This window comes from Amycolatopsis sp. NPDC045836 (genome assembly GCF_056431745.1).
This window is the reverse complement of sequence record NZ_JBWKKF010000012.1, coordinates 53,921-73,785: the sequence shown is the minus strand read 5'-3', so window position 1 is coordinate 73,785 and position 19,865 is coordinate 53,921. Positions and strand designations below refer to the sequence as shown.

The 19,865-nt window shown below is 72.0% G+C and carries 16 protein-coding genes; 10 read left to right on the top strand and 6 right to left on the bottom strand.

Annotation, left to right across the window (positions count from 1 at the left end; translation table 11 throughout):
* The first annotated feature begins 13 nt into the window (after positions 1 to 13).
* The 9 genes from AC07EG_RS23295 to AC07EG_RS23255 all read left to right on the top strand — a co-directional run bounded on the left by AC07EG_RS23295 (position 14) and on the right by AC07EG_RS23255 (position 12,216).
* The gene (locus AC07EG_RS23295) at positions 14 to 1,465 is read left to right on the top strand and encodes a hypothetical protein (RefSeq protein WP_478255269.1); all 1,452 of its coding nucleotides are present in this window, start codon (positions 14 to 16) and stop codon (positions 1,463 to 1,465) included.
* Between the two features lie 20 nt (positions 1,466 to 1,485).
* A complete protein-coding gene (locus AC07EG_RS23290) occupies positions 1,486 to 2,262 on the top strand; it encodes an ESX secretion-associated protein EspG (RefSeq protein WP_478255442.1) in 777 nt (258 codons plus the stop codon).
* Between the two features lie 78 nt (positions 2,263 to 2,340).
* The gene (locus AC07EG_RS23285; protein WP_478255268.1) at positions 2,341 to 3,144 is read left to right on the top strand and encodes an Ldh family oxidoreductase; all 804 of its coding nucleotides are present in this window, start codon (positions 2,341 to 2,343) and stop codon (positions 3,142 to 3,144) included.
* Between the two features lie 8 nt (positions 3,145 to 3,152).
* Positions 3,153 to 4,577, top strand: a complete 1,425-nt coding sequence (locus AC07EG_RS23280; protein ID WP_478255267.1) for a mannitol dehydrogenase family protein — start codon at positions 3,153 to 3,155, stop codon at positions 4,575 to 4,577.
* Positions 4,578 to 5,342 (top strand): SDR family NAD(P)-dependent oxidoreductase, encoded by a 765-nt coding sequence (locus AC07EG_RS23275; protein WP_478255266.1) that lies wholly within the window; start codon positions 4,578 to 4,580, stop codon positions 5,340 to 5,342. It abuts the gene before it with no gap.
* A 58-nt stretch (positions 5,343 to 5,400) separates the two neighbouring features.
* Positions 5,401 to 6,315: a S8 family peptidase gene (locus AC07EG_RS23270; RefSeq protein WP_478255265.1), complete on the top strand. Its 915-nt coding sequence runs from the start codon at positions 5,401 to 5,403 to the stop codon at positions 6,313 to 6,315.
* 147 nt (positions 6,316 to 6,462) lie between these two features.
* Positions 6,463 to 9,834 (top strand): pyruvate carboxylase, encoded by a 3,372-nt coding sequence (locus tag AC07EG_RS23265; protein ID WP_478255264.1) that lies wholly within the window; start codon positions 6,463 to 6,465, stop codon positions 9,832 to 9,834.
* 4 nt (positions 9,835 to 9,838) lie between these two features.
* Positions 9,839 to 11,377: an adenylate/guanylate cyclase domain-containing protein gene (locus AC07EG_RS23260; protein WP_478255263.1), complete on the top strand. Its 1,539-nt coding sequence runs from the start codon at positions 9,839 to 9,841 to the stop codon at positions 11,375 to 11,377.
* Positions 11,378 to 11,400: 23 nt separating this feature from the next.
* A complete protein-coding gene (locus AC07EG_RS23255) occupies positions 11,401 to 12,216 on the top strand; it encodes an arginase family protein (protein ID WP_478255262.1) in 816 nt (271 codons plus the stop codon).
* A 24-nt stretch (positions 12,217 to 12,240) separates the two neighbouring features.
* On the opposite strand, the gene AC07EG_RS23250 is transcribed toward AC07EG_RS23255, so the two are convergent.
* Entirely contained in the window at positions 12,241 to 12,603 is a 363-nt protein-coding gene (locus tag AC07EG_RS23250) for a hypothetical protein (protein WP_478255261.1), read from the bottom strand.
* A gap of 77 nt (positions 12,604 to 12,680) precedes the next feature.
* Positions 12,681 to 13,391 carry a SagB/ThcOx family dehydrogenase gene (locus AC07EG_RS23245; protein ID WP_478255260.1) on the bottom strand — a complete coding sequence of 237 codons (711 nt, stop codon included), beginning with the start codon at positions 13,389 to 13,391 and terminating at the stop codon, positions 12,681 to 12,683.
* A 316-nt stretch (positions 13,392 to 13,707) separates the two neighbouring features.
* Between AC07EG_RS23245 and AC07EG_RS23240 the strand changes: the two genes are divergently transcribed.
* Positions 13,708 to 15,051: a PucR family transcriptional regulator gene (locus tag AC07EG_RS23240; protein WP_478255259.1), complete on the top strand. Its 1,344-nt coding sequence runs from the start codon at positions 13,708 to 13,710 to the stop codon at positions 15,049 to 15,051.
* Between the two features lie 201 nt (positions 15,052 to 15,252).
* Here AC07EG_RS23240 and AC07EG_RS23235 read toward each other — a convergent pair whose 3' ends face one another.
* From AC07EG_RS23235 to AC07EG_RS23220, 4 genes are all read right to left on the bottom strand, one after another.
* Positions 15,253 to 15,873: a TetR/AcrR family transcriptional regulator gene (locus tag AC07EG_RS23235; protein WP_478255258.1), complete on the bottom strand. Its 621-nt coding sequence runs from the start codon at positions 15,871 to 15,873 to the stop codon at positions 15,253 to 15,255.
* Positions 15,874 to 15,943: 70 nt separating this feature from the next.
* A complete protein-coding gene (locus tag AC07EG_RS23230; protein ID WP_478255257.1) occupies positions 15,944 to 17,635 on the bottom strand; it encodes a flavin monoamine oxidase family protein in 1,692 nt (563 codons plus the stop codon).
* Positions 17,632 to 18,408: a carbon-nitrogen hydrolase family protein gene (locus AC07EG_RS23225; protein ID WP_478255256.1), complete on the bottom strand. Its 777-nt coding sequence runs from the start codon at positions 18,406 to 18,408 to the stop codon at positions 17,632 to 17,634. Before AC07EG_RS23225 ends, AC07EG_RS23230 begins: the two co-directional genes overlap by 4 nt.
* The gene (locus tag AC07EG_RS23220; RefSeq protein WP_478255255.1) at positions 18,405 to 19,838 is read right to left on the bottom strand and encodes an amino acid permease; all 1,434 of its coding nucleotides are present in this window, start codon (positions 19,836 to 19,838) and stop codon (positions 18,405 to 18,407) included. Before AC07EG_RS23220 ends, AC07EG_RS23225 begins: the two co-directional genes overlap by 4 nt.
* Between the last annotated feature and the right edge of the window lie 27 nt (positions 19,839 to 19,865).

Genomic DNA, 19,865 nt, shown 5'->3' with positions numbered 1-19,865 from the left:
AGGGGTGGGGTAGATGACCGAGAATGTCAGTGGGCCAGCCTATGAGGCGGATGTGTACACGAAGGCGTACACGGACGCGGGCGGTGGTCAGGGCAACATCTTCGCCGAGCCGACCGCTATGCGGGATGCACAGGCGACTGCCCAGGCGTACTCGATCGCGCGAGGCCAGTCGCTCATGCGAGGTCAGACCTTTCGTGAAGGTCTGGTGACCTCGAACCAGGAGTACCTGGCGCACGATCATCAAGCCCTGTACGACATGGCCCACTCAGGCAACGGGGCCGCGATCGACGAGCAGGGCCGGATCCTGTCTCGGACGCGGGATGCGCTCAAGACGCTCAGCGACGACCTGACCGCCGCTGTCAACAATGAGCAGGCGTTGTGGCAGGGCGAGGGTGCGGCCAAGGTGCACGGGTTCGTGAAGCAGAGTGCCGACTGGGTCGACAGCACCGCTCACGGGGTGGATCTGGCTTCCAACAGGTATTCGCAGCAGTCGGCGGCGGTGGTCAACGCGCAGAATTCGATGCCTGAGCCGGTGCCGTTCAATCAGGCGGAGGAGATGGCGAAGGCCAAGGCCGCCTTCCAGAGTGGTGGGTTTGACGCCTCCATGCAGGGGGTGAAGGCGCTCGAGGAGATGAGTGCCAAGCAGGAGGCGTCTCAGGCGGCGCATCAGCAGGCGGCTCAGGTGATGCACACGATGGACACCACCCTCTACGAGACCGGTTCCACCCAGCCGTCGTTTGCGGCGCCGCCGTCGCTGGGGGGTGGGCAGCCGAGTACGCCGGTGCCTTCCTCGGTGGTGGGTGGCGGGACGCCGGCGCCGACCGGGGGTGGGTTGCCCGGTGGTGGGTACGTCGGGTCCGGACCCGGGGGTGTGGGACCCGGGTACAGCGCACCGGCGACCGGGGCGCCTCCGGCTGCCGCGGGGTTCAAGGGCACGCCCCCGGCGATCGCGGGCCAGCTGGGTGGGCCGAACCTCGGGGGGCTCGGGGCCGACAAGACGCGCACACCGGCCAAGGGCAGCGGCGGCGTGAAGTTCGGCAGCCCCGGCGCCGGGGCGCGGGTGTCCGGCGGGGGCACCTACAACCCCCCGAAGGGGCCGGCTGGGGCCGCCGGGCGGCTCGGCGGGACACCCGCCGGGCTCGGCGGCAAGCCGGCCGGGCTCGGGGGGACGCCTGCCGGGACCAAGGGTGGTGAACCCAACAGCGGTGGCAAGTCGTCCGGGGCCGGGAACCTGCCCAAGGACGGGACCGTGCGGGGCGGGGCCGCGGCGGCGTCGACCGCCGGGGGCCGGGCCGGGGCCGGGATGGGCGGCGGCGGCCTCGGCGCGGGCCGCGGCAAGGAAGAGGACAAGGAGAAGAAGCGGCCCGACTACCTGCAGGGCGAGGACCCCGACCAGTTGTTCGAAGCCAAGCCCGCCGAGGGCCTCGACGGGGCCAAGCCGGTGCCGCCGGTCATCGGCTCCTGAACCGGGACACCACCGTGCCGATGGAATTCTGGCTGCCCACCGCGGTGGTCGACGTGCTCGGCGAGCGCTTCGGCACCGCGCTGGTGCCGCCGCCGTTCGAGGTGCCCCACGCCGGGGCGACCACCGGTGAACGCCGGCGCGTCCGCGAACGCGCCTGGCAGCAGCTGCGTGACGCCCGCCTGGCCAAGGGCGACCAGCTCGACCCGGACGTGGAGAACCTGCTCCGCGTCTGGTACCGCCCCGAAGTGCTGATCACCGGCCGCCTCAGCCAGGAGGAGGGCCAGCGCGACATCCGCTACCGCGCGGTGTCCGAGCACCTGGCGGGCGTGCTCAGCGGGCAGGTCGGCGACCAGCTCTCCTTCGAAGCCTGCCACGCCGACGACCTGGTCTCCGGGCTGATGCGCTACCTGCCGCGCCTCGGCCCGGTGAACCTGCGCCCGATCGCGGTGACCGAGCAGGTCAGGCCGGTCAACCGCGGCGAAGAGGAGGAGATCGACCCCCGCGACCTCATCGACGCCTACGGGGAGGCCGAACCCGCCGAACACCGGGCGGCGCAGGCCTTCTTCAGCTGGCCGATCGGCCGGTTCGGCGTGTTCGACCTCTGGGTGCGCGGCCGCGACGGCAGGCTCGCCGCGCTGGGTGGGGTGCAGTTGTTCGACACCCAGGGCGGCCGGTTCGTGATCATCGTGGAGAAGCTGCCCGACGGCTCGAAGCGGCGGCACTTCGTGCCTTCGGACGGCAGCCACCTCCGGCGCTGGCTCCACGACCGGATCGCCCGCGCCCGCGACGATCGCTGAACCGTCTACAAAGGACACTTTGCAAGCGGCGCCCGAGCTGGCAGAATTCCTGGCCCGAGCGCCGAGGAGCGGGGTGGTATGGGCGACCCCGACGAACTGCTCCCGGCCGGCGCGCTGCACCTGCTGGCCGCGGACGTCCTGGAAGCGGCGGGCACCCCACCCGGGCCCGCCGCGGTGGTGGCCGGTTCGCTGGTCCGGTCCAATCTGCTCGGCCACGACGCGCTGGGCGTGCGGCGGCTGCTGGACTACGTGCCGCTGGTGCGCGCCGGTGAGATCGACCCGCGGGCCCGGCCGAAGGCCGAGGTGGTCCGGCCCGGTGCCGTGCTGGTGCACGGGCACCGCGCGTTCGGGCAGCTTTCCGCCGGGCACGCGGTGCGCGAGCTGAGCGTGCTCACCGTCGAGCACGGCAGCGGGGTGGCCGCGATCCGGGAGGGCAACGACGTCGGCAGGCTCGGTGAGTACGTCGGCGCGCTGGCCGAGACCGGCCTGGTCGCGCTCGCCTTCGCCGCCACCGGGCGCACGCCGCTGGCGTGGGCGCTGCCGCGGGCCACCGGCGCCCCGCCGCTGGTGTTCGACGGACCGGCCCCGCCGGGCGCCGCGCTCTTCGCCACCCTGGTGAGCGGACTGCTCTCCGGGCACGGCCTGCGTGGCCTGCCCGGCTACGACGGCGAGTTCGGGACCGTGCTGGTGGCGGTGGACATCGCCGCGTTCGCCGACCCGGGGGTTTTCCGGGAACAAGCCGAATCGTTCTGTGAGAGCCTTTCCCCGGTGCCCGGTGAGCCGGAGGAGTTGGTCCGCCGCCGTCGCGCCGCGCAAGGGGTGCCCGTCCCCGGACCGGACCTGGCCGGGCTCCGGGCACTGTTGTCGGGACGGAACGGATAGGTGGACGAATGGCCGTGCCGCGGCTGAGCCGGGCGACCCTGGGTGCGCACCGGCCCGAACTGCTCGACAGCGTGCAGGGCGAGGACATCGGCGTGGGCATCCTGCACCTGGGCGCCGGTGCCTTCCACCGCGCGCACCAGGCGGTGCTGACCGAGCAGGCGCTGCTGGTCGAGCCGGGTGACTGGGCGATCCGCGGGGTGAGCTACCGCAGCGGTGCCGCCGCCGACGCGCTGAACCCGCAGGACGGCCTGTTCACCGTGGTGGAACGCGGGGCGAACGAGCGCCTGCGCCTGGTCGGCTGCCTCCGCGAGGTGCTCCACCAGCGACCGGACGAGGTGCGGGCGGCGCTGGCGTCGAGCGCGTGCCGGATCGTGACGATCACCGTGACCGAAGCCGGGTACCACCACGACCCGGCGACGAACCTGCTCCGGCGCGACGATCCGGACGTGGCCGCCGACCTGGCCGGGCGGGCCCCGCGCACGGTGGTCGGGCAACTGGTGGACGGCTTCCGGGCGCGGCGGGCACGCGGGGAGGACGCGCCGATCACCGTGCTCTCGTGCGACAACCTGCTCGACAACGGCAAGCTGGTGGCCGGGCTGGTGCAGGACTTCTGCGGGCTGCTCGGCGACGCCGCGCTGGCCGACTGGATCAGCGGGCACGTCGCCTTCCCGTCCACTGTGGTCGATCAGATCGTGCCGGCGCCGACGGCGGACTGCCTGCGCCAGGTGGAGGAGCGGCTGGGCCTGGTGGACCTGGCGGCGGTGGCCGGTGAGGGCTACCGGCAGTGGGTGATCGAGGACTTCGGCGGCCCGCGCCCGGCCTGGCACCGGGTCGGGGCCCGGTTCGTGCCGGACATCGCGCCCGCGCAGGCGCGGAAACTGCGGCTGGTCAACGGAACCCACTCGGCGGTCGCCTACCTCGGCCTGCTCGCCGAGTTCGAGACCACCGCGGAAGTGGTGCGGGAGCAGGAGTTCGCCGGTTACGTCCGGGCGCTGGTCGGCGGGGAAACCGGACCCAGCCTCGGCAACGGCACCGGTGGCGAGGAGGCGGAGCGGATCCTGCGGCGGCTGGCCACCCCGCGGATCGACCACCGGCTCACGCAGATCGCCGGGCAGGGCGCGCGCAAGCTGCCGCAGCGGCTGCTCGAACCGGCCCGCGAACTGCTCGAAGCCGGGCGGGAACCGCGGTTGATCTGCCTCGGCGTCGCGGGCTGGATCAAGTTCCTCCGCAGCGGTGGCAGCGAACTCGACGAGGACAGCCGGGAACTCGCCGCGGCCGCCGATCTCGACCGGTTGCTGACCGCCTGGCGGGGTTGCCCGGAAGAACTGCGTGAGTCGAGGACGTTCCGCGAACTGCTCGCGGACTGCCTGGCCGGGCTGGAAAAGGACGGCGTGCGGGCCACCGTGCGGCGCGTGGTGGACGAAGGGGCCTGAGTGCGGATCGACGGAACGGTCGCCGTGGTGACCGGTGGCGGGACGGGCATCGGGCGGGCGACGGCGCTGGCGCTGGCCGGAGCCGGGGCCCGCGGGGTGGTGGTCAACTACTCGCGGTCGGCCGAGGAGGCGGAGCAGACGGTGGCGGAGCTGGCCGCACTGGGCTGCGAAGCGGTGGCCGAACGGGCTGACGTCGCCGACGACGCGCAGGTGCGGGCGATGGCCGGGCGCGTGCTCGACCGGTTCGGCCGGGTCGACGTGCTGGTGAACAACGCGGGCACCACGTTCCGCGCGCCGCACGCCGATCTCGATGCGCTGACCGACCAGGTGTGGCACCAGGTGCTCGACGTGAACCTGCTCGGCCCGTTCCACTGCGTGCGGGCGTTCGCGCCGGCGTTGACCGAGGCCGGGGGCGCGGTGGTCAACATCGCCTCGATCGCCGGGTACCGGGCGGGGGGTTCGTCGGTGGCCTACGGCGTCAGCAAGGCGGCGCTGCTGCAGCTGACCAGGAACCTCGCGGTGAGCCTGGCACCGCGCGTCCGCGTGAACGCCATCGCGCCCGGTACCGTCGCCACCCGCTGGCAGACCGGGCAGCACGGGGAAGAAGCCTTCGCCGAACGCGCGGCGGCCGAGCGGGAAACGGTGCCGTTGCGGGAGATCTCCGGCCCGGAGCACGTGGCGCAGGCGGTGCTGGGGGTGCTGCTGATGGACTTGGTGACCGGTGAGGCCGTGGTGGTCGACGGCGGGAAGCACATCCTGTATTGACGCACTGACCAGCCGTTGGTAGGTGTCCTCGGACGCGGTCGCCGCGTAAAAGGATTTCATGACACTTCGCCGGGTCCCCGCTGTCGCACTCGCCGCGTTGCTCGTCTTCGCCACGCCCGCGCAAGCGGGCCCCGGCCAGCAGCCGAACCCGCCGAGCTGGGGCCTGGACCGCATCGACCAGCGGGTCGGCCTCGACCAGCTCTACCGCTACGAGACGCGGGCCGAGACGGTGACCGCGTACGTGATCGACACCGGCGTGACCGGGGTGCCCGACCTCGCCGGGCAGGTGCTGGCGGGCAAGGACTTCATCGACGGCGACAACGACCCGGCCGACGGCAACGGGCACGGCACGCACCTGGCCACCATCATCGGCGGGGAGAAGTACGGCGTGGCCAAGGACGTGAAGATCGTGCCGGTGCGCGTGCTGGACCACAACGGCAGCGGCTCGGTGTCGAACGTGGTGGCCGGGATCGACTGGGTGCGCCAGAACGCCGTGCAGCCCGCGGTGGCGGTGCTCGGGGTCGGCGGCTCGCCGAACACCGCCATCGACAACGCGGTGCGCGCGCTGGCCGCGGTGGTGCCGGTGGCGGTGCCAGCCGGTGGCTCGGCGAGCAACGCGGGCAACTTCTCCCCGGCGAGGGTGGCCGAGGCGCTGACCGTGGCTTCGTCCGATCGGCAGGACCGGGTGGCCTCTTCGTCGAACCACGGCCCGTCGGTGGACCTCTACGCGCCCGGTGTATCGATTCCGTCGCAGGCGCCGGACGGCAGCACCCGGGTGCTCTCCGGCACGTCCACCGCCGCCGCGCACGTGACCGGCGTGACGGCGCTCTACCGCGCGCTGCACCCGGCGGCGACCGCACCGCAGACGGCTCAGGCCGTGGTCGACGCGGCCACGAAGGACAAGCTGACCGGGGTTCCGGCGGGGACCCCCAACCGGCTGCTCCATTCACTGGACGGTGCGCAGCTACGTTGAGGCGGGAGGGCACTCACGCCGTAGTCGGGTGCGCAACCCGAACGGTGAATGATGTCCATCACCTGGGCTTGAACTCCCGGTGTGCGGGAGCAACACGGTAACGTGCCTGGACCGACCTACCGATCCGTCAACAGGAAGGACCGGGGCATGTTCCGCAAGGTGCTCGTCGCCAACCGCGGGGAAATCGCGATCCGGGCGTTCCGGGCCGGCTACGAACTCGGCGCCGGCACCGTCGCCGTCTTCCCGCACGAGGACCGCAACTCGCTGCACCGGCTCAAGGCCGACGAGGCGCACGAAATCGGCGAACCGGGGCATCCCGTCCGCGCCTATCTCTCCGTCGAGGAGATCGTGCGCGCGGCGAAGAAGGCGGGTGCCGATGCGGTCTACCCGGGCTACGGCTTCCTGTCGGAGAACCCCGAGCTGGCGCGGGCCTGCGAGGAAGCGGGCATCACCTTCGTCGGGCCCAGCGCGGACATCCTGGAGCTGACCGGCAACAAGGCGCGTGCGGTGGCCGCCGCCCGCGAGGCCGGGGTGCCGGTGCTGGGTTCCTCCGAGCCGTCCTCGGACGTCGACGCGCTGGTCGCGGCGGCCGAGGAACTGGGCTTCCCGGTCTTCGTCAAGGCCGTCGCCGGTGGTGGGGGCCGCGGGATGCGCCGGGTCGAGGACCCCGCCACCCTGCGCGAGTCGATCGAAGCGGCGGCCAGGGAGGCCGAGTCGGCCTTCGGCGACCCGACCGTGTTCCTGGAGAAGGCGGTCGTCGAGCCGCGGCACATCGAGGTGCAGATCCTCGCCGACGGCGAGGGCAACGTGGTGCACCTGTTCGAGCGCGACTGCTCGGTGCAGCGGCGGCACCAGAAGGTGGTCGAGCTGGCCCCGGCGCCGAACCTGCCGTCCGAACTGCGGGACCGGATCTGCGCGGACGCGGTCAACTTCGCCAAGAAGATCGGTTACCGCAACGCGGGCACCGTCGAGTTCCTGCTCGACCGCGAGGGCAAGCACGTGTTCATCGAGATGAACCCGCGCATCCAGGTCGAGCACACGGTGACCGAGGAGGTCACCGACGTCGACCTGGTGCAGTCGCAGCTGCGCATCGCCGCCGGGGAGACCCTGGCCGACCTCGGCCTGTCGCAGGACAAGATCTACCTGCGCGGGGCCGCGCTGCAGTGCCGGATCACCACCGAGGACCCGGCCAACGGGTTCCGCCCGGACACCGGCATGATCAGCGCCTACCGCTCGCCCGGCGGCTCGGGCATCCGGCTGGACGGCGGCACCGCCTTCGCCGGCACCGAGATCAGCGCGCACTTCGACTCGCTGCTGGTGAAGCTGAGCTGCCGCGGCCGCGACTTCAAGACCGCGGTGGGCCGCGCCCGCCGGGCGGTGGCCGAGTTCCGCATCCGCGGGGTGGCCACGAACATCCCGTTCCTGCAGGCCGTGCTGGACGACGAGGACTTCCAGGCCGGCCGGGTGACCACCTCGTTCATCGACCAGCGCCCGCACCTGCTGACCGCCCGGCACTCCGCCGACCGCGGCACCCGCCTGCTCACCTACCTCGCCGACGTCACGGTGAACAAGCCGAACGGCGACCGGCCCCGGCTGCTCGACCCGCTGAAGAAGCTGCCCCCGCTGCCCGAGCACGACCCGGCACCGGGGTCGAAGCAGAAGCTGGTCGAACTGGGCCCGGAGGGTTTCGCGCGCTGGCTGCGGGAGGCGCCGCACATCGGCGTCACCGACACCACCTTCCGCGACGCGCACCAGTCGCTGCTGGCCACCCGCGTCCGGACCAAGGACCTGCTGGCGGTGGCCCCGGTGGTGGCGCGCACGCTGCCCGAACTGCTCTCGCTGGAGTGCTGGGGCGGCGCCACCTACGACGTCGCGCTGCGGTTCCTCGCCGAGGACCCGTGGGAGCGCCTCGCCGCGCTGCGCGAGGCCGTGCCGAACATCTGCCTGCAGATGCTGCTGCGCGGGCGCAACACCGTCGGCTACACGCCGTACCCGACCGAGGTGACGCACGCCTTCGTGCAGGAGGCCGCGGCCACCGGCATCGACATCTTCCGCATCTTCGACGCGCTCAACGACGTCGAGCAGATGCGCCCGGCGATCGAGGCGGTGCGCGAAACCCCGTCGGTGGCCGAGGTCGCGCTCTGCTACACCTCGGACCTCTCCGACCCGTCGGAGAAGCTGTACACCCTGGACTACTACCTCAAGCTGGCGGAGCAGATCGTCGGTGCGGGGGCGCACATCCTGGCCATCAAGGACATGGCGGGCCTGCTGCGGGCCCCGGCCGCGGTGAAGCTGGTGACCGCGCTGCGCAAGGAGTTCGACCTGCCGGTGCACATCCACACGCACGACACCCCCGGCGGGCAGCTGGCCACCTACCTGGCGGCGATCGGGGCCGGGGCGGACGCCGTGGACGGCGCGGTCGCGTCGATGGCGGGCACCACCTCGCAGCCGTCGCTGTCCGCGCTGGTCGCGGCGACCGACTACTCGGCGCGCCCGACCGGGCTGGACCTGGGCGCCATCGGTGACCTGGAGCCGTACTGGGAAGCCGTGCGCAAGGTCTACGCGCCGTTCGAAGCGGGCCTCGCCTCGCCGACCGGCCGCGTGTACCACCACGAGATCCCCGGCGGCCAGCTGTCCAACCTGCGCACCCAGGCGGTGGCGCTGGGGCTGGGCGACCGGTTCGAGGACATCGAGGTGATGTACGCCGCCGCGGACAAGATCCTCGGCCACCTGGTCAAGGTCACCCCGTCGTCCAAGGTGGTCGGTGACCTGGCGCTGCACCTGGTCGGCGCCGGGGTCTCACCGGCCGACTTCGAGGCGGACCCGAGCCGGTTCGACATCCCGGACTCGGTGATCGGCTTCCTGCGCGGTGAGCTGGGCGACCCGCCGGGTGGCTGGCCGGAACCCTTCCGCACCAAGGCCCTCGAAGGCCGCGCGGCGGCCAAGCCGGTGGCCGAACTGTCCGAAACCGCCCGCGAGGAACTGGCCAAGGAACCGCGCCGCACGCTCAACCGGCTGTTGTTCCCCGGGCCCACCAAGGAGTTCGAGAACCACCGCGCGGCCTACGGCGACACCAGCGTGCTGCCGAGCAAGGACTTCTTCTACGGGCTGCGGCCGGGTGAGGAGTACCAGGTCGACCTGGAACCGGGTGTGCGGCTGCTGATCGAGCTCGAGGCCATCGGCGAGGCCGACGAGCGCGGGATGCGCACGGTGATGTCCAGCCTGAACGGGCAGATCCGGCCGATCCAGGTCCGGGACGCCTCGATCGCCTCGGACATCCCGGCCACCGAGAAGGCGGAGAAGGGCAACAGCAAGCACGTCGCCGCGCCGTTCGCCGGGGTGGTCACGCTGCTGGTGAGCGAAGGCGACGAGGTGGCCGCCGGGGCCACCGTGGCCACCATCGAAGCGATGAAGATGGAGGCCGCGATCACCGCGCCCAGCGGCGGCAAGGTCGGCAGGCTGGCGATCACCTCGGTGCAGCAGGTGGAAGGCGGCGACCTGCTCGTCGTGCTGGAGTGACCGGGTGACCACCACCGCGCGCCCGCTGGGTTCCTGGCTCCTGGGCACCGCGGACCAGCGCATCGGGGTGCTCCGGCTGCGGTTGAACCTGCTGCTGATCACCTCGATCGTGCTGGCGAACGTGGTCGGTGCGGCGGTGGTGGTCGCGCTGGTGGTGCTGGTCATCCCCGGCCCCAGCGTGTTCGCCGCCGACCTGGTGCTCTGGCACGCGGTGGTGCTGCCGGTCTACGTGACGCTGTCGCTGCTGGTCGGCGTGGTGTGGGGGCGCCGCCGGGCGCTGCGGGCGCTGAGCTGGGTGTTCGAAGGCCGTGAGCCCGGTCCGCGGGAGCGGCGGGCGGCGTTGCGCGTGCCGATGCGGCTGGCCCGGGTGCAGGCGGTGTTCTGGTTCGGGGCGCTGGTGCTGTTCACCACGGTGACCGCGCTGGAACTGCCCGGTGCGGCGTTCAAGGTCGGTTTCACCGTGGCCTTCGGCGGGGTGGTGGTGTGCGCGAACTCCTACCTGCTCAGCGAGTTCTCGCTGCGGCCGGTGGCGGCCAGGGTGCTCAGCAGCGGGCCGCCGATGCGGCGGCGGGTGAGCGCGGGCATCACCGTGCGGATGCTGCTGGCGTGGCTGCTCGGCACCGGGCTGCCGGTGCTCGGGCTGATGCTGGTGGCGGTGTTCGCGCTGATCCGCGACGACGTCACCACCACGCAGCTGGCGGTGGCGGTCCTGGTGCTCGGCGCGGTGGTCGGCGTGTTCGGCTTCCTGCTGGTCACGCTGACCGCGCGGGCGACCGCGGCACCGGTGCGGACCGTGCGCGCCGCGCTGGCCAGGGTGGAGAAGGGCGAGCTGGACACCGAGGTCGCCGTGTTCGACGGCACCGAGCTGGGGCAGCTGCAGTCCGGCTTCAACCGCATGGTCGGCGGGTTGCGGGAACGCGAGCGCATCCGCGACCTGTTCGGCAGGCACGTCGGCGAGGAGGTCGCCGCGAAGGCGCTGGAGCGCCAGGCCGGGCTGGGCGGTGAGGTGCGTGAGGTGGCGGTGCTGTTCGTCGACGTGATCGGCTCGACCACGCTGGCCGCCACCCGGCCGCCGGGTGAGGTGGTCGACCTGCTCAACCGGTTCTTCGCGGTGGTGGTGTCGGCGGTCCACGCGCACGACGGCTTCGTGAACAAGTTCGAAGGCGACGCGGCGCTGGCGGTGTTCGGCGCGCCGGTGGACCAGCCGGACGCACCGGGGCAGGCGCTGGCCGCCGCGCGGGAGATGGGCAGGCGGCTGGCCGTCGAGGTGCCGGACTGCCGGGCGGGCATCGGGGTGGCCGCGGGCCAGGCGGTCGCCGGGAACATCGGCCACGAAAGCCGGTTCGAGTACACCGTGATCGGTGATCCGGTGAACGAGGCGGCGCGGCTGACCGAGCTGGCGAAGTCGGTGCCGGGGCGGGTGGTCGCCTCGATGGCCGCGGTGGACGCCGCCGGCGGCGCCGAAGCCGCGTGCTGGGCGCAGGTCGACGAGACGGTGCTGCGCGGGCGCACCGAGCCGACGAGGATCGCCGCGCCGCGCTGAGCCGGAGTCGCTAGGTTGGACCGGTGCGTATCCACGTTGTGCCGCAGACACAGGGCGCGCTGACCCCGCGTGCCGCCCAGCTCGCCGACGGTGCCCGCGCGCTCGGTGCACTGGCCGCGAAGGTGCTCGGGGTGCTGGCCACCGAGGTGCCCGTCGACCCCGCTTCCGATCCCTCCACTGTGGACGGTATTGCCGATCGAGCCGCGCTGGTGCGCAACCGGGCTGGTCAGCTGGCCGCGCTCGAAGCCCCGACCACGAAGGTGCTCACCATCGGCGGTGACTGCGGGGTGGAGCTCGCGCCGATCGGCGTGGCCAGGTACCGCCACGGCGAACGCCTCGGCGTCGCCTACTTCGACGCCCACCCCGACCTCAACACCGCTTCGACGTCGCCGTCCGGTGCCTACCACGGCATGGTGCTGCGTTCCCTGTTCGGCGAGGGCGACCCGGAGTTCGCCGCCTCGCCCGCGCTGGTGCCCGGCCGGGTGGTGCTGGTCGGTGCCCGGTCGAGCGACCCGGCCGAGCAGGAGGCCGTCGACCGCGGCCTGGCCACCACCGCCCCGGCCGCGGACCTGCCCGCCCGCCTGCGCGAGGCCGGGACCGGGGCCGTCTACCTGCACCTCGACCTCGACGTGCTCGACCCCGCGGAGTTCGACGGCCTCAACTACCCGGAACCGGGCGGCCTCAGCGTGCCCGCGCTGGTCGCCGCGATCCGCTCACTGGCGGAGTTCGAGGTGATCGGCGCGGGCATCACCGAATGCGTCACGGCTGACGAAACCGAGCTGCGGAAGCTGATCCCGGTACTCGAAGCCGTCGGAGAGGTTTTGGTCGGGTCTGTGTGATGGCCGCACCTCCGGCGCGGCGGCTCAACAAGCGGCGCAGCGCAGGAACGAGCGCACCTGGAACGGGGTGTTGGAGTTGCTGCTCTGCCGGGGCAGGTCGGCCCGCCGCTGGCCCGACTCGCCGCACCGCCCCGACTGCATGGTGATGTTGACGTTGGTGTGGTTGGCCATCGAGTAGGCGAAGCTCGGCGGGCCGACCAGGTTCCAGCAGTTGTCGGTGCCGTGCGGGCCGCCGGCGCGGTCGCCGTTGAAGTTGCTCTGGCTCCACCAGCAGATCCAGTCACCCGGGCAGTCGTTGACGCCCTCCGGCGCGGCCGAGGCGGTCGCCGGGGCCAGCGCCAGCGCGAGCAACGCGGCCGCCACGAGCTGAGTCAGTTTCGAGAGCACGGTGAGTCCCTTCCCCAGTGGTGACGGGCGCGTCACGGCCCGTCACCGGAAAAGGTAGTGCGGTCAGCTTCGTCCGGTCACGGCTTTTGTCCCACGCTGAAAAGCATGGTGGCGATCTCCGAATCGGGTAGGCACAGCAGCGAGCCCAGCGCGCGGTCGTCGAACGCGGCCACCGCGCAGCAGGCCAGGCCCAGCGCGGTGCCGATGGTGTAGAGGTTCTGCACCGCGACCCCGGCGTCCACGTGCAGCGTGCGGTAGTGCCGCAGCGGGTACTGGGCGAAGGCCACGTCCAGCCGCGCGGTCAGCGCGATGGTCACCGGCGCGTTCGAGGCGAACTCCGGCTGCAGGAAGACCTCGGTCAGCCCGGCGGTCGGGTCGCCCTCGCCGATCTCGATCAGCTGGTGCGAGACCGACTCGTACCGGTAGATGCCCGGCGGCACCCCGTCGGCCTGGCGGACCAGCAGGTACGCCCGCAGGCAGAGCAGCCCGCCGGCGCTGGGCGCCATGCCGAGCGGGTGCTTGTCCACCCCGTGTGCCTGCACGAACCGCTGCACCCCGAGCGCGAAGCGCAGCAGCGCGCTCAACGCGGCCATGTCGAGCGGCCGGTCGGCGAACTTGGCCGCGGACCGGCGTTGCACCAGCGTGCCGACCAGGTCCACCCGGGGTGGCTCGAGGTCCGGCAGCGGGATCCGGTGGCCGTTGGGCTGCACGGGCCGGTCCCGGGTGTCCTCGGACTGCCCGTTCAGCATCGCGTGCACGGCCTTCGCCGAAGAGAGCGCGTCCGCCATTCGCCCAACATAGTCGATTGCGTCCGTTCGGCCGTATCACCGACGATCTTCGGCGTAGCCTTTCCGGACCGGATCGTCAGCCGGTGCGGCCGGGTGGTGGGAAAGCGGCCCGCGAGCGCCCCGGCCTGCCGGTAATTGTCAGACCCGCACAGCCGATCACGGTGATTTTGTCACCCCGGTGACAAGAAATCGGTTTCTTCTGCGGGGGGTGACACGTTTGGGGTTACTTTTCCGATGTGTTCGACGTCACCCCGCAGTGCGTCGGTCGCCGTCCAGCGCCCGTCCGGGCGGGGACGAGCGGAGCAAAGGAGCTGCGATGACGGTCGAGCGCGGGCTGAACTCGGTGGAAACCCGCCCGGTACTTCCCCGGCGGCTGGCCGAAATCCTGCGCCCGGAGCTACCGACCCTCGGCGGGCAGATCGTCGAGGAGATCCGCACGGTCATCCCGGAGTACGGGCGCCCGCTCGACGGCCCGTACGGCCGGTCCATCCGGGCCGGGGTGGACTGCGCGATGTCGTTGTTCGTCGACCAGATCGCCGACCCCGGGTCGATCAAGGAAGAACTGCTCGACGTGCACCGCAAGCTCGGCCAGCTGGAGATGCGCGAGGGCCGCAGCCTGGACACGCTGCAGGCCGCCTACCGGGTCGGCGCCAGGGTCGCCTGGCGCCGCATCATGCAGGTGGGCCGCCGCGCCGGGCTGTCGTCGGCGGTGATGTCGGAACTGGCCGACGCGATGTTCGCGTTCATGGACGAGCTGGCCTCGATCGCGCTGGACGGTTACCTGGAGGCCAAGGCGTGCTCGGCGGGGGCGCTGGAGACCTGGCGCCGCCGGTTGCTGCAGCTGATCCTGGAGCGGCCGCAGCCGCCGCGGGAGGCCATCGCCGAACTGGCCCAGCTGACCGGCTGGGCGATGCCCGCGAAGCTGTTCGCGGTGGCCGTCCGCACCCCCGGCGGGGTGTCGCGCCGGCTGCCGGCGCTGGACGAGGACGTGCTCGCCGAACTGGACGCGCCGGAGCCGTTGCTGCTGGTGCCGGGCGAGCCGGTGGACACCCGGCTGGCGGCCATCCAGAACGTGCTGCCCGGTTACCGCCTGTCGGTGGGCCCGGCGGTGCCGCTGGAGGCGGCGGGCGATTCGCTGCGCTGGGCGCGGCGCGCGCTGGCGCTGACCGGCGAGGGCCTGCTCCCGGCGCGGCGGCTGATCCGGGCCGAGGAACACCTGGCCACGGTGCTGCTGCACGCGGACGAGGGCCTGATCGCGCAACTGCGGGAACGCCACTTCGCGGCGCTGCGGGGAATGACGGACAAGCAGCGCGGCAGGCTGACCGAGACGCTGCGGGCCTGGCTGGACGCGCAGGGCAACGTGCTGGAGATCGCCGAGCGGCTGAAGGTGCACCCGCAGACCGTGCGGTACCGGATGCGGCAGCTGCAGGCCACCTTCGGTGACAGCCTGGACGACCCGGACGCGCGGTTCGAGATGGAACTCATCCTGCGCAGCGAACCGCGCCCGGGCATCGCCAGGGACGGTCGCGGTGAGGGCGAGAGCCCCAACGGCGCCTGGGCGCGCTACCGGCTGGCCGAGGTGATGCCCGTGCCCCGGACCGGGGCGAGTGGGCCGGTCACCCCGCCGGGGGCGCCGAGGTCGCGGCGTTCACCTGCTTGAGCGCGGGGTCCGGTTTGCCGGGGTGGTGGGGAGTTCGCTGGCCCGGTTGGGCGGGTTCGGCTGGGTGGTACCCGTGCTGACTCGGGGTGGCAGGCTGTTGTTGGGGTGATGCCTGTGCTTCGGATTGGGGCGGGTGGGCCGGTGAGCTCGCCGGGGGCGCCGAGGTCGCGGCGTTCACCTGCTTGAGCCTGCGTCGCGCCGTCAGGTTCGCCGGATTTCCTCGAAGACGTCGCTGACCAGGGTGAGCAGGCTCTTGCTGAGCAGCGCGTGCACCTGCTCCCTGCTCAGCGCCCCGCGCACCAGCCACTCCCGGCCGGCGGCCTTGACCATGCCGCCGTAGGCGCGCACCAGTGCGTTCAGCTCGTCGTGGTGCGGATCGCCGGCGGTGATGCCGACGGCTTCCAGCACGCGGTCCGCCGACTCCCGGTCGGCCTCCTCCAGGATCTGCTCGACCGCCAGGTCCCGTCCGATGCCCTCGGGCGCGATCGCCGCCAGCCACAGGTTCTCCTGCCTGCTGACCATGTCGAGGAACCAGTCCACGGCCGCGTCCACCCGCTGCTCCAGCGTGCCGTCCGGCAGGATCTGCACGGCGAAGTGCGGCACGGTCAGCGCCCGCCGGATCACCGCGAGGTACAGCTCCCGCTTGGTGCCGAAGTAGTGGTTGATCAAGCCCCTCGCCACGCCCGCCTCGGCCGCGATGTCCGAAGTGGACACCTCGGCGTACGGCCGCTGCCCGAACAGCTCCGCCGCGCAGTCGAAGATCTGTTCCTTCCTCGCGTCCGGTTCCAGCCTTCGCCACTTGGGTGCGGAATCCGTGCTCATGTCCGGCATTTTCGCACGAACCGCCCGTTCGCACCCGCGACCTCACGCCTTACCGCCGGGTAGGGCGACTTCAGTCGGGTAGTACCAGCGGCGCCAATTCGTCGAAAAGATCACCCGGTCCGGGATTTTCCGGATCGGTGCGCCCGCCGAAGTGGTGCAGCACGCCCCAGACGGCGTTCAGCGCGGTCTGGACCGCGCCCTCCGCCCAGCCCGCGGTCCACGAGATGTCGTCACCGGCCAGGAACAGGCCGCGGTAGCGCGGTGGCAGCCGGTCCTGCATGAAATGGGTGAACAACCGTTCCTGGTAGCGGTAGTGCCCCGGCAGGTTCGCCTTGAACGCGCCCATGAAATGCGGTTCGGCCTCCCAGGACACGGTCACCGGATCACCGGTGATGTGCCGCCGCACGTCCACGTCCGGGTAGATCTCCCGCAGCGACTGCAGCATCACCTCCACCCGTTCCGCGGCCGAGAGCGGCAGCCACTTCAGCGAGTCGTCGGCCCAGGTGTAGGACAGGCAGATCACCGCGGGCGCGTCCGGCCCGGCGTCGAGCAGGTAGGTGCCGCGGGTCATCCGATCGGTGAGCGTCATGCTCATCGTGTCCCGGCCGGTCACCGGATCGGGGTCCAGCCAGAACGGCCGGTCCACCGGCACGAACACCTTCGAGGACTCCATGTAGTGCGTGCGCTCGATGGCGGTCCAGTGGTCGATCGGGAACAGCGACTCGTCGCAGGAGATCTTGGCCAGCAGCAGCCAGCTCTGCGCGGTGAACACCGCCGCCGGATAGGTGCGGATGCCGCCGTGCACGTCGGTCACGGTGAGGTTGTTCGGCGCGGTCCGGTGCAGCCGGGCCACCCCCGGCCGCGGTGCCCCGCCGTGCAGCGAGCGCAGGCTGGTGCCGGGCGGCCAGTGCGCCATCCGCTCCGGGACCCGGTCCCACAACCGCAGCGGCAGCTGCTGGCTGCCGCCGATGATGCTGCGGTGCTCGTCGTCCGCACCGGTATAGACCACTCGGAGGATCTCCAGGATGGAGTTGGGGAAGTCGGTGTCCCAGCCGCCGGTGCCGAAGCCGACCTGCCCGAAGATCTCGCGGTGCCGGAACGAGGCGAACGCGGGCGAGTCGCAGAGGAAGCCGTAGAACGTCTGGTTGTCCAGCTGCTCCACCAGTTCGTTCCAGATGTCCTTGATGCGCTTGACGTCCCGGCGCCGGATGGCGTCCTGCATCTCGCCGAACGCGGCCTGGCGGTCGAGCGTGGCGTGCCAGGCGGCGGACACCTCGCCGAAGACCTCGGGCAGGTCGGCGGGCGAGGTGGCGTAGTGGGTCCGCCCCTTGAGGTCCACCACCGTGCTCGGGGTGCCCGGCGCCAGCGGGTTCGGGAACGCCTTGGTGCTCAGGCCCACCTTGTCGATGTAGTGGAACAGCGAGGTCGACGACGGCGGGAAGCGCATCGCGCCCATCTCGGCGACCACTTCGGCCGGGAAGCCGTCGAAGCCGACCGTGCGCAGCCGCCCGCCGAGCTGGTCGGCCTCGTAGACCACCGGCCGCAGCCCGAGCTTCATCAGTTCGTAGGCGGTGACCACCCCGGACAGCCCGCCGCCGATCACCGCCACCTCGCGGCCGTGGTGCTCGGGCGGGATCGAGCCGAGCCCGGCCGGGTGCGCGAGGTGGTCGTCGTAGGCGAACGGGAAGTCCGGGCCGAACATCGTGATCGGCCCGCCCGGTGGTTCGGGCGTGTGGATCGCGGTGGGCACGGCGGCGGTCATGCTGGTTCGGTCCTTCCGTACAGCTCGGGCCGTCGATCGGCCAGGTGCGTGTTCTCCCGGCGCGACGCGGTCAGCCGGGCCGGGTCGACGGTGGCGAGCAGCAGTTCCTCCCCGGCACCCGCCCTGGCGAGTTCGGTGCCGTCCGGGGCGAGTACCACGCTGCGCCCGCAGTACGCCAGCTCACCCTCGACGTCGCACCGGTTGGCGTACGCGAGGAACACCTGGCTTTCGTAGGCGCGTGCGGGCACCACGACGTCGGCGACGACCTCGTACGGCCGCATCAACGCCGTCGGCACCACGAGGAGTTGCGTTCCGGCGAGGGCGTGCGCCCGCACCATTTCCGGGAATTCGACGTCGTAGCAGATGAGCAGGCCGACGGTGAGCCCGCCGAGCCGGGCCTGCGCGACGGCCTGTTCGCCGGGGGTGAAGCGCGCTTTGTCGAGATCTCCGAACAGATGCGTTTTCCGGTAGTTGGCCACGGCTTTGCCGTCCGCGTCGAGCAGCTGGACGCTGTTGTGGACGGTGCCGGCGCCGCGTTCGGGGTAACCGTAGGCGATGGCGATCCGGTGCTCGCGGCAGATCTCGGCGACGCGCCGGGCGGTGGGGCCGTCGGCCTGCTCCGCCAGGTCCTCGGCGGCTTCGCCGATGTGGTAGCCGGTGGCCGCCATCTCGGGGCAGACCAGCAGGTCGGCACCGGTTGCCCGGGCCGCCGCGCCGGCCAGCCGGGCCAGGAAGTCACCCTCGGCCGGACCCTGGAACACCGCGACGATCATCGGCGCGCCAGCTTCGAGCGGCGGATGCCGTAGGCGAAGTACAGCGCCAGGCCGAGCACCATCCAGCCGGCGAAGGTGAGCCAGGTGGCCACGTCCAGGCTGAACACCAGGTACCCGCAGCACAGCACGCCCAGCAGCGGCGTGACCGGCGCCAGCGGCACCCGGAAGGTGCGCGGCATCTCGGGACGACGGCGGCGCAGCACCAGCACGGCCACGTTGACCAGGCCGAAGGCGAACAGCGTGCCGATGCTGGTCGCGTCGGCCAGGCTCCCCAGCGGGATGAACGCGGCCAGCGCCGCGACGAAACCGGAGACCACCAGCGTGTTGATCCGCGGGCTGCCGGTCTTTCCATCTACTTTGGACAGTGCTCGCGGGACCAGCCCGTCCCGCGACATGGCGAACAGGATCCGGGTCTGCCCGTAGAGCACGGTGAGCACCACGCTGGAGATCGCCACCAGCGCGCCGACGGCCAGCAGCGCGGCCCAGACCTTGTTGTCCAGCACGGTGGTCACCACGTGCGAAAGCGCGGCCTCGGACCCCTCGAACCCGGTCCAGTGCAGCGCACCGACCGCGGCCAGGCCGACCAGGCAGTACAGCGCGGTGACGATGCCGAGGGAGAGCAGGATGGCCCGCGGCAGGTCGCGCTGCGGGTTCTTCGCCTCCTCCCCGGCGGTCGACGCGGCGTCGAACCCGATGTAGGAGAAGAACAGCTTCGCCGCCCCCGCGCTCACCCCGGCCAGGCCGAGCGGCAGGAACGGGCTGAAGTTCCCGGCCCGCACCGCGGTGAAGGCGATCACGCAGAACAGCAGCAGCGTGGCCACCTTGACCACCACCATCACCGCGTTCGCCCGTGCGCTCTCCCTGGCCCCGGCCAGCAGGAGCACCATCGCCAGCAGCACGATCGCGATGGCGGGCAGGTTGACCACACCGCCGTCGCCGGGCGGGCTGCTCAGCGCGGCGGGAATGGTCACGCCGGCGGTGAGTTCGAGCAGTTCGTTGATGTACTGGCCCCAGCCGACGGCGACCGAGGCGACGGACACCCCGTACTCCAGCACCAGGCACCAGCCGCAGACCCAGGCGACCAGCTCGCCGAGCGTGGCGTAGGCGTAGGTGTAGGACGAACCGGACAACGGGATCATCCCGGCCAGTTCGGCGTAGGACAGCGCGGAGAACAACGCGGTGACCCCGGCCAGCACGAACGACAGCACCACGGCGGGCCCGGCCACCGGGACCGCGTCCCCGAGCACGACGAAGATGCCGCTGCCCAGCGTGGCGCCGATGCTGAGCATGGTGAGCTGGCTCAGCCCGAGCGTGCGCCGCAGCGTGCCGCCCTCGCCGTGGCCGCCTTCGGCGAGCAGGGCGTCCACCGGTTTGCGGCGCAGCAGGGCGGCGCGCAGCCCGGTGCCGTGGTGATCGGTCGGCTGGCTCATCGGCCACACGCTATCGGGCGTCGTTTG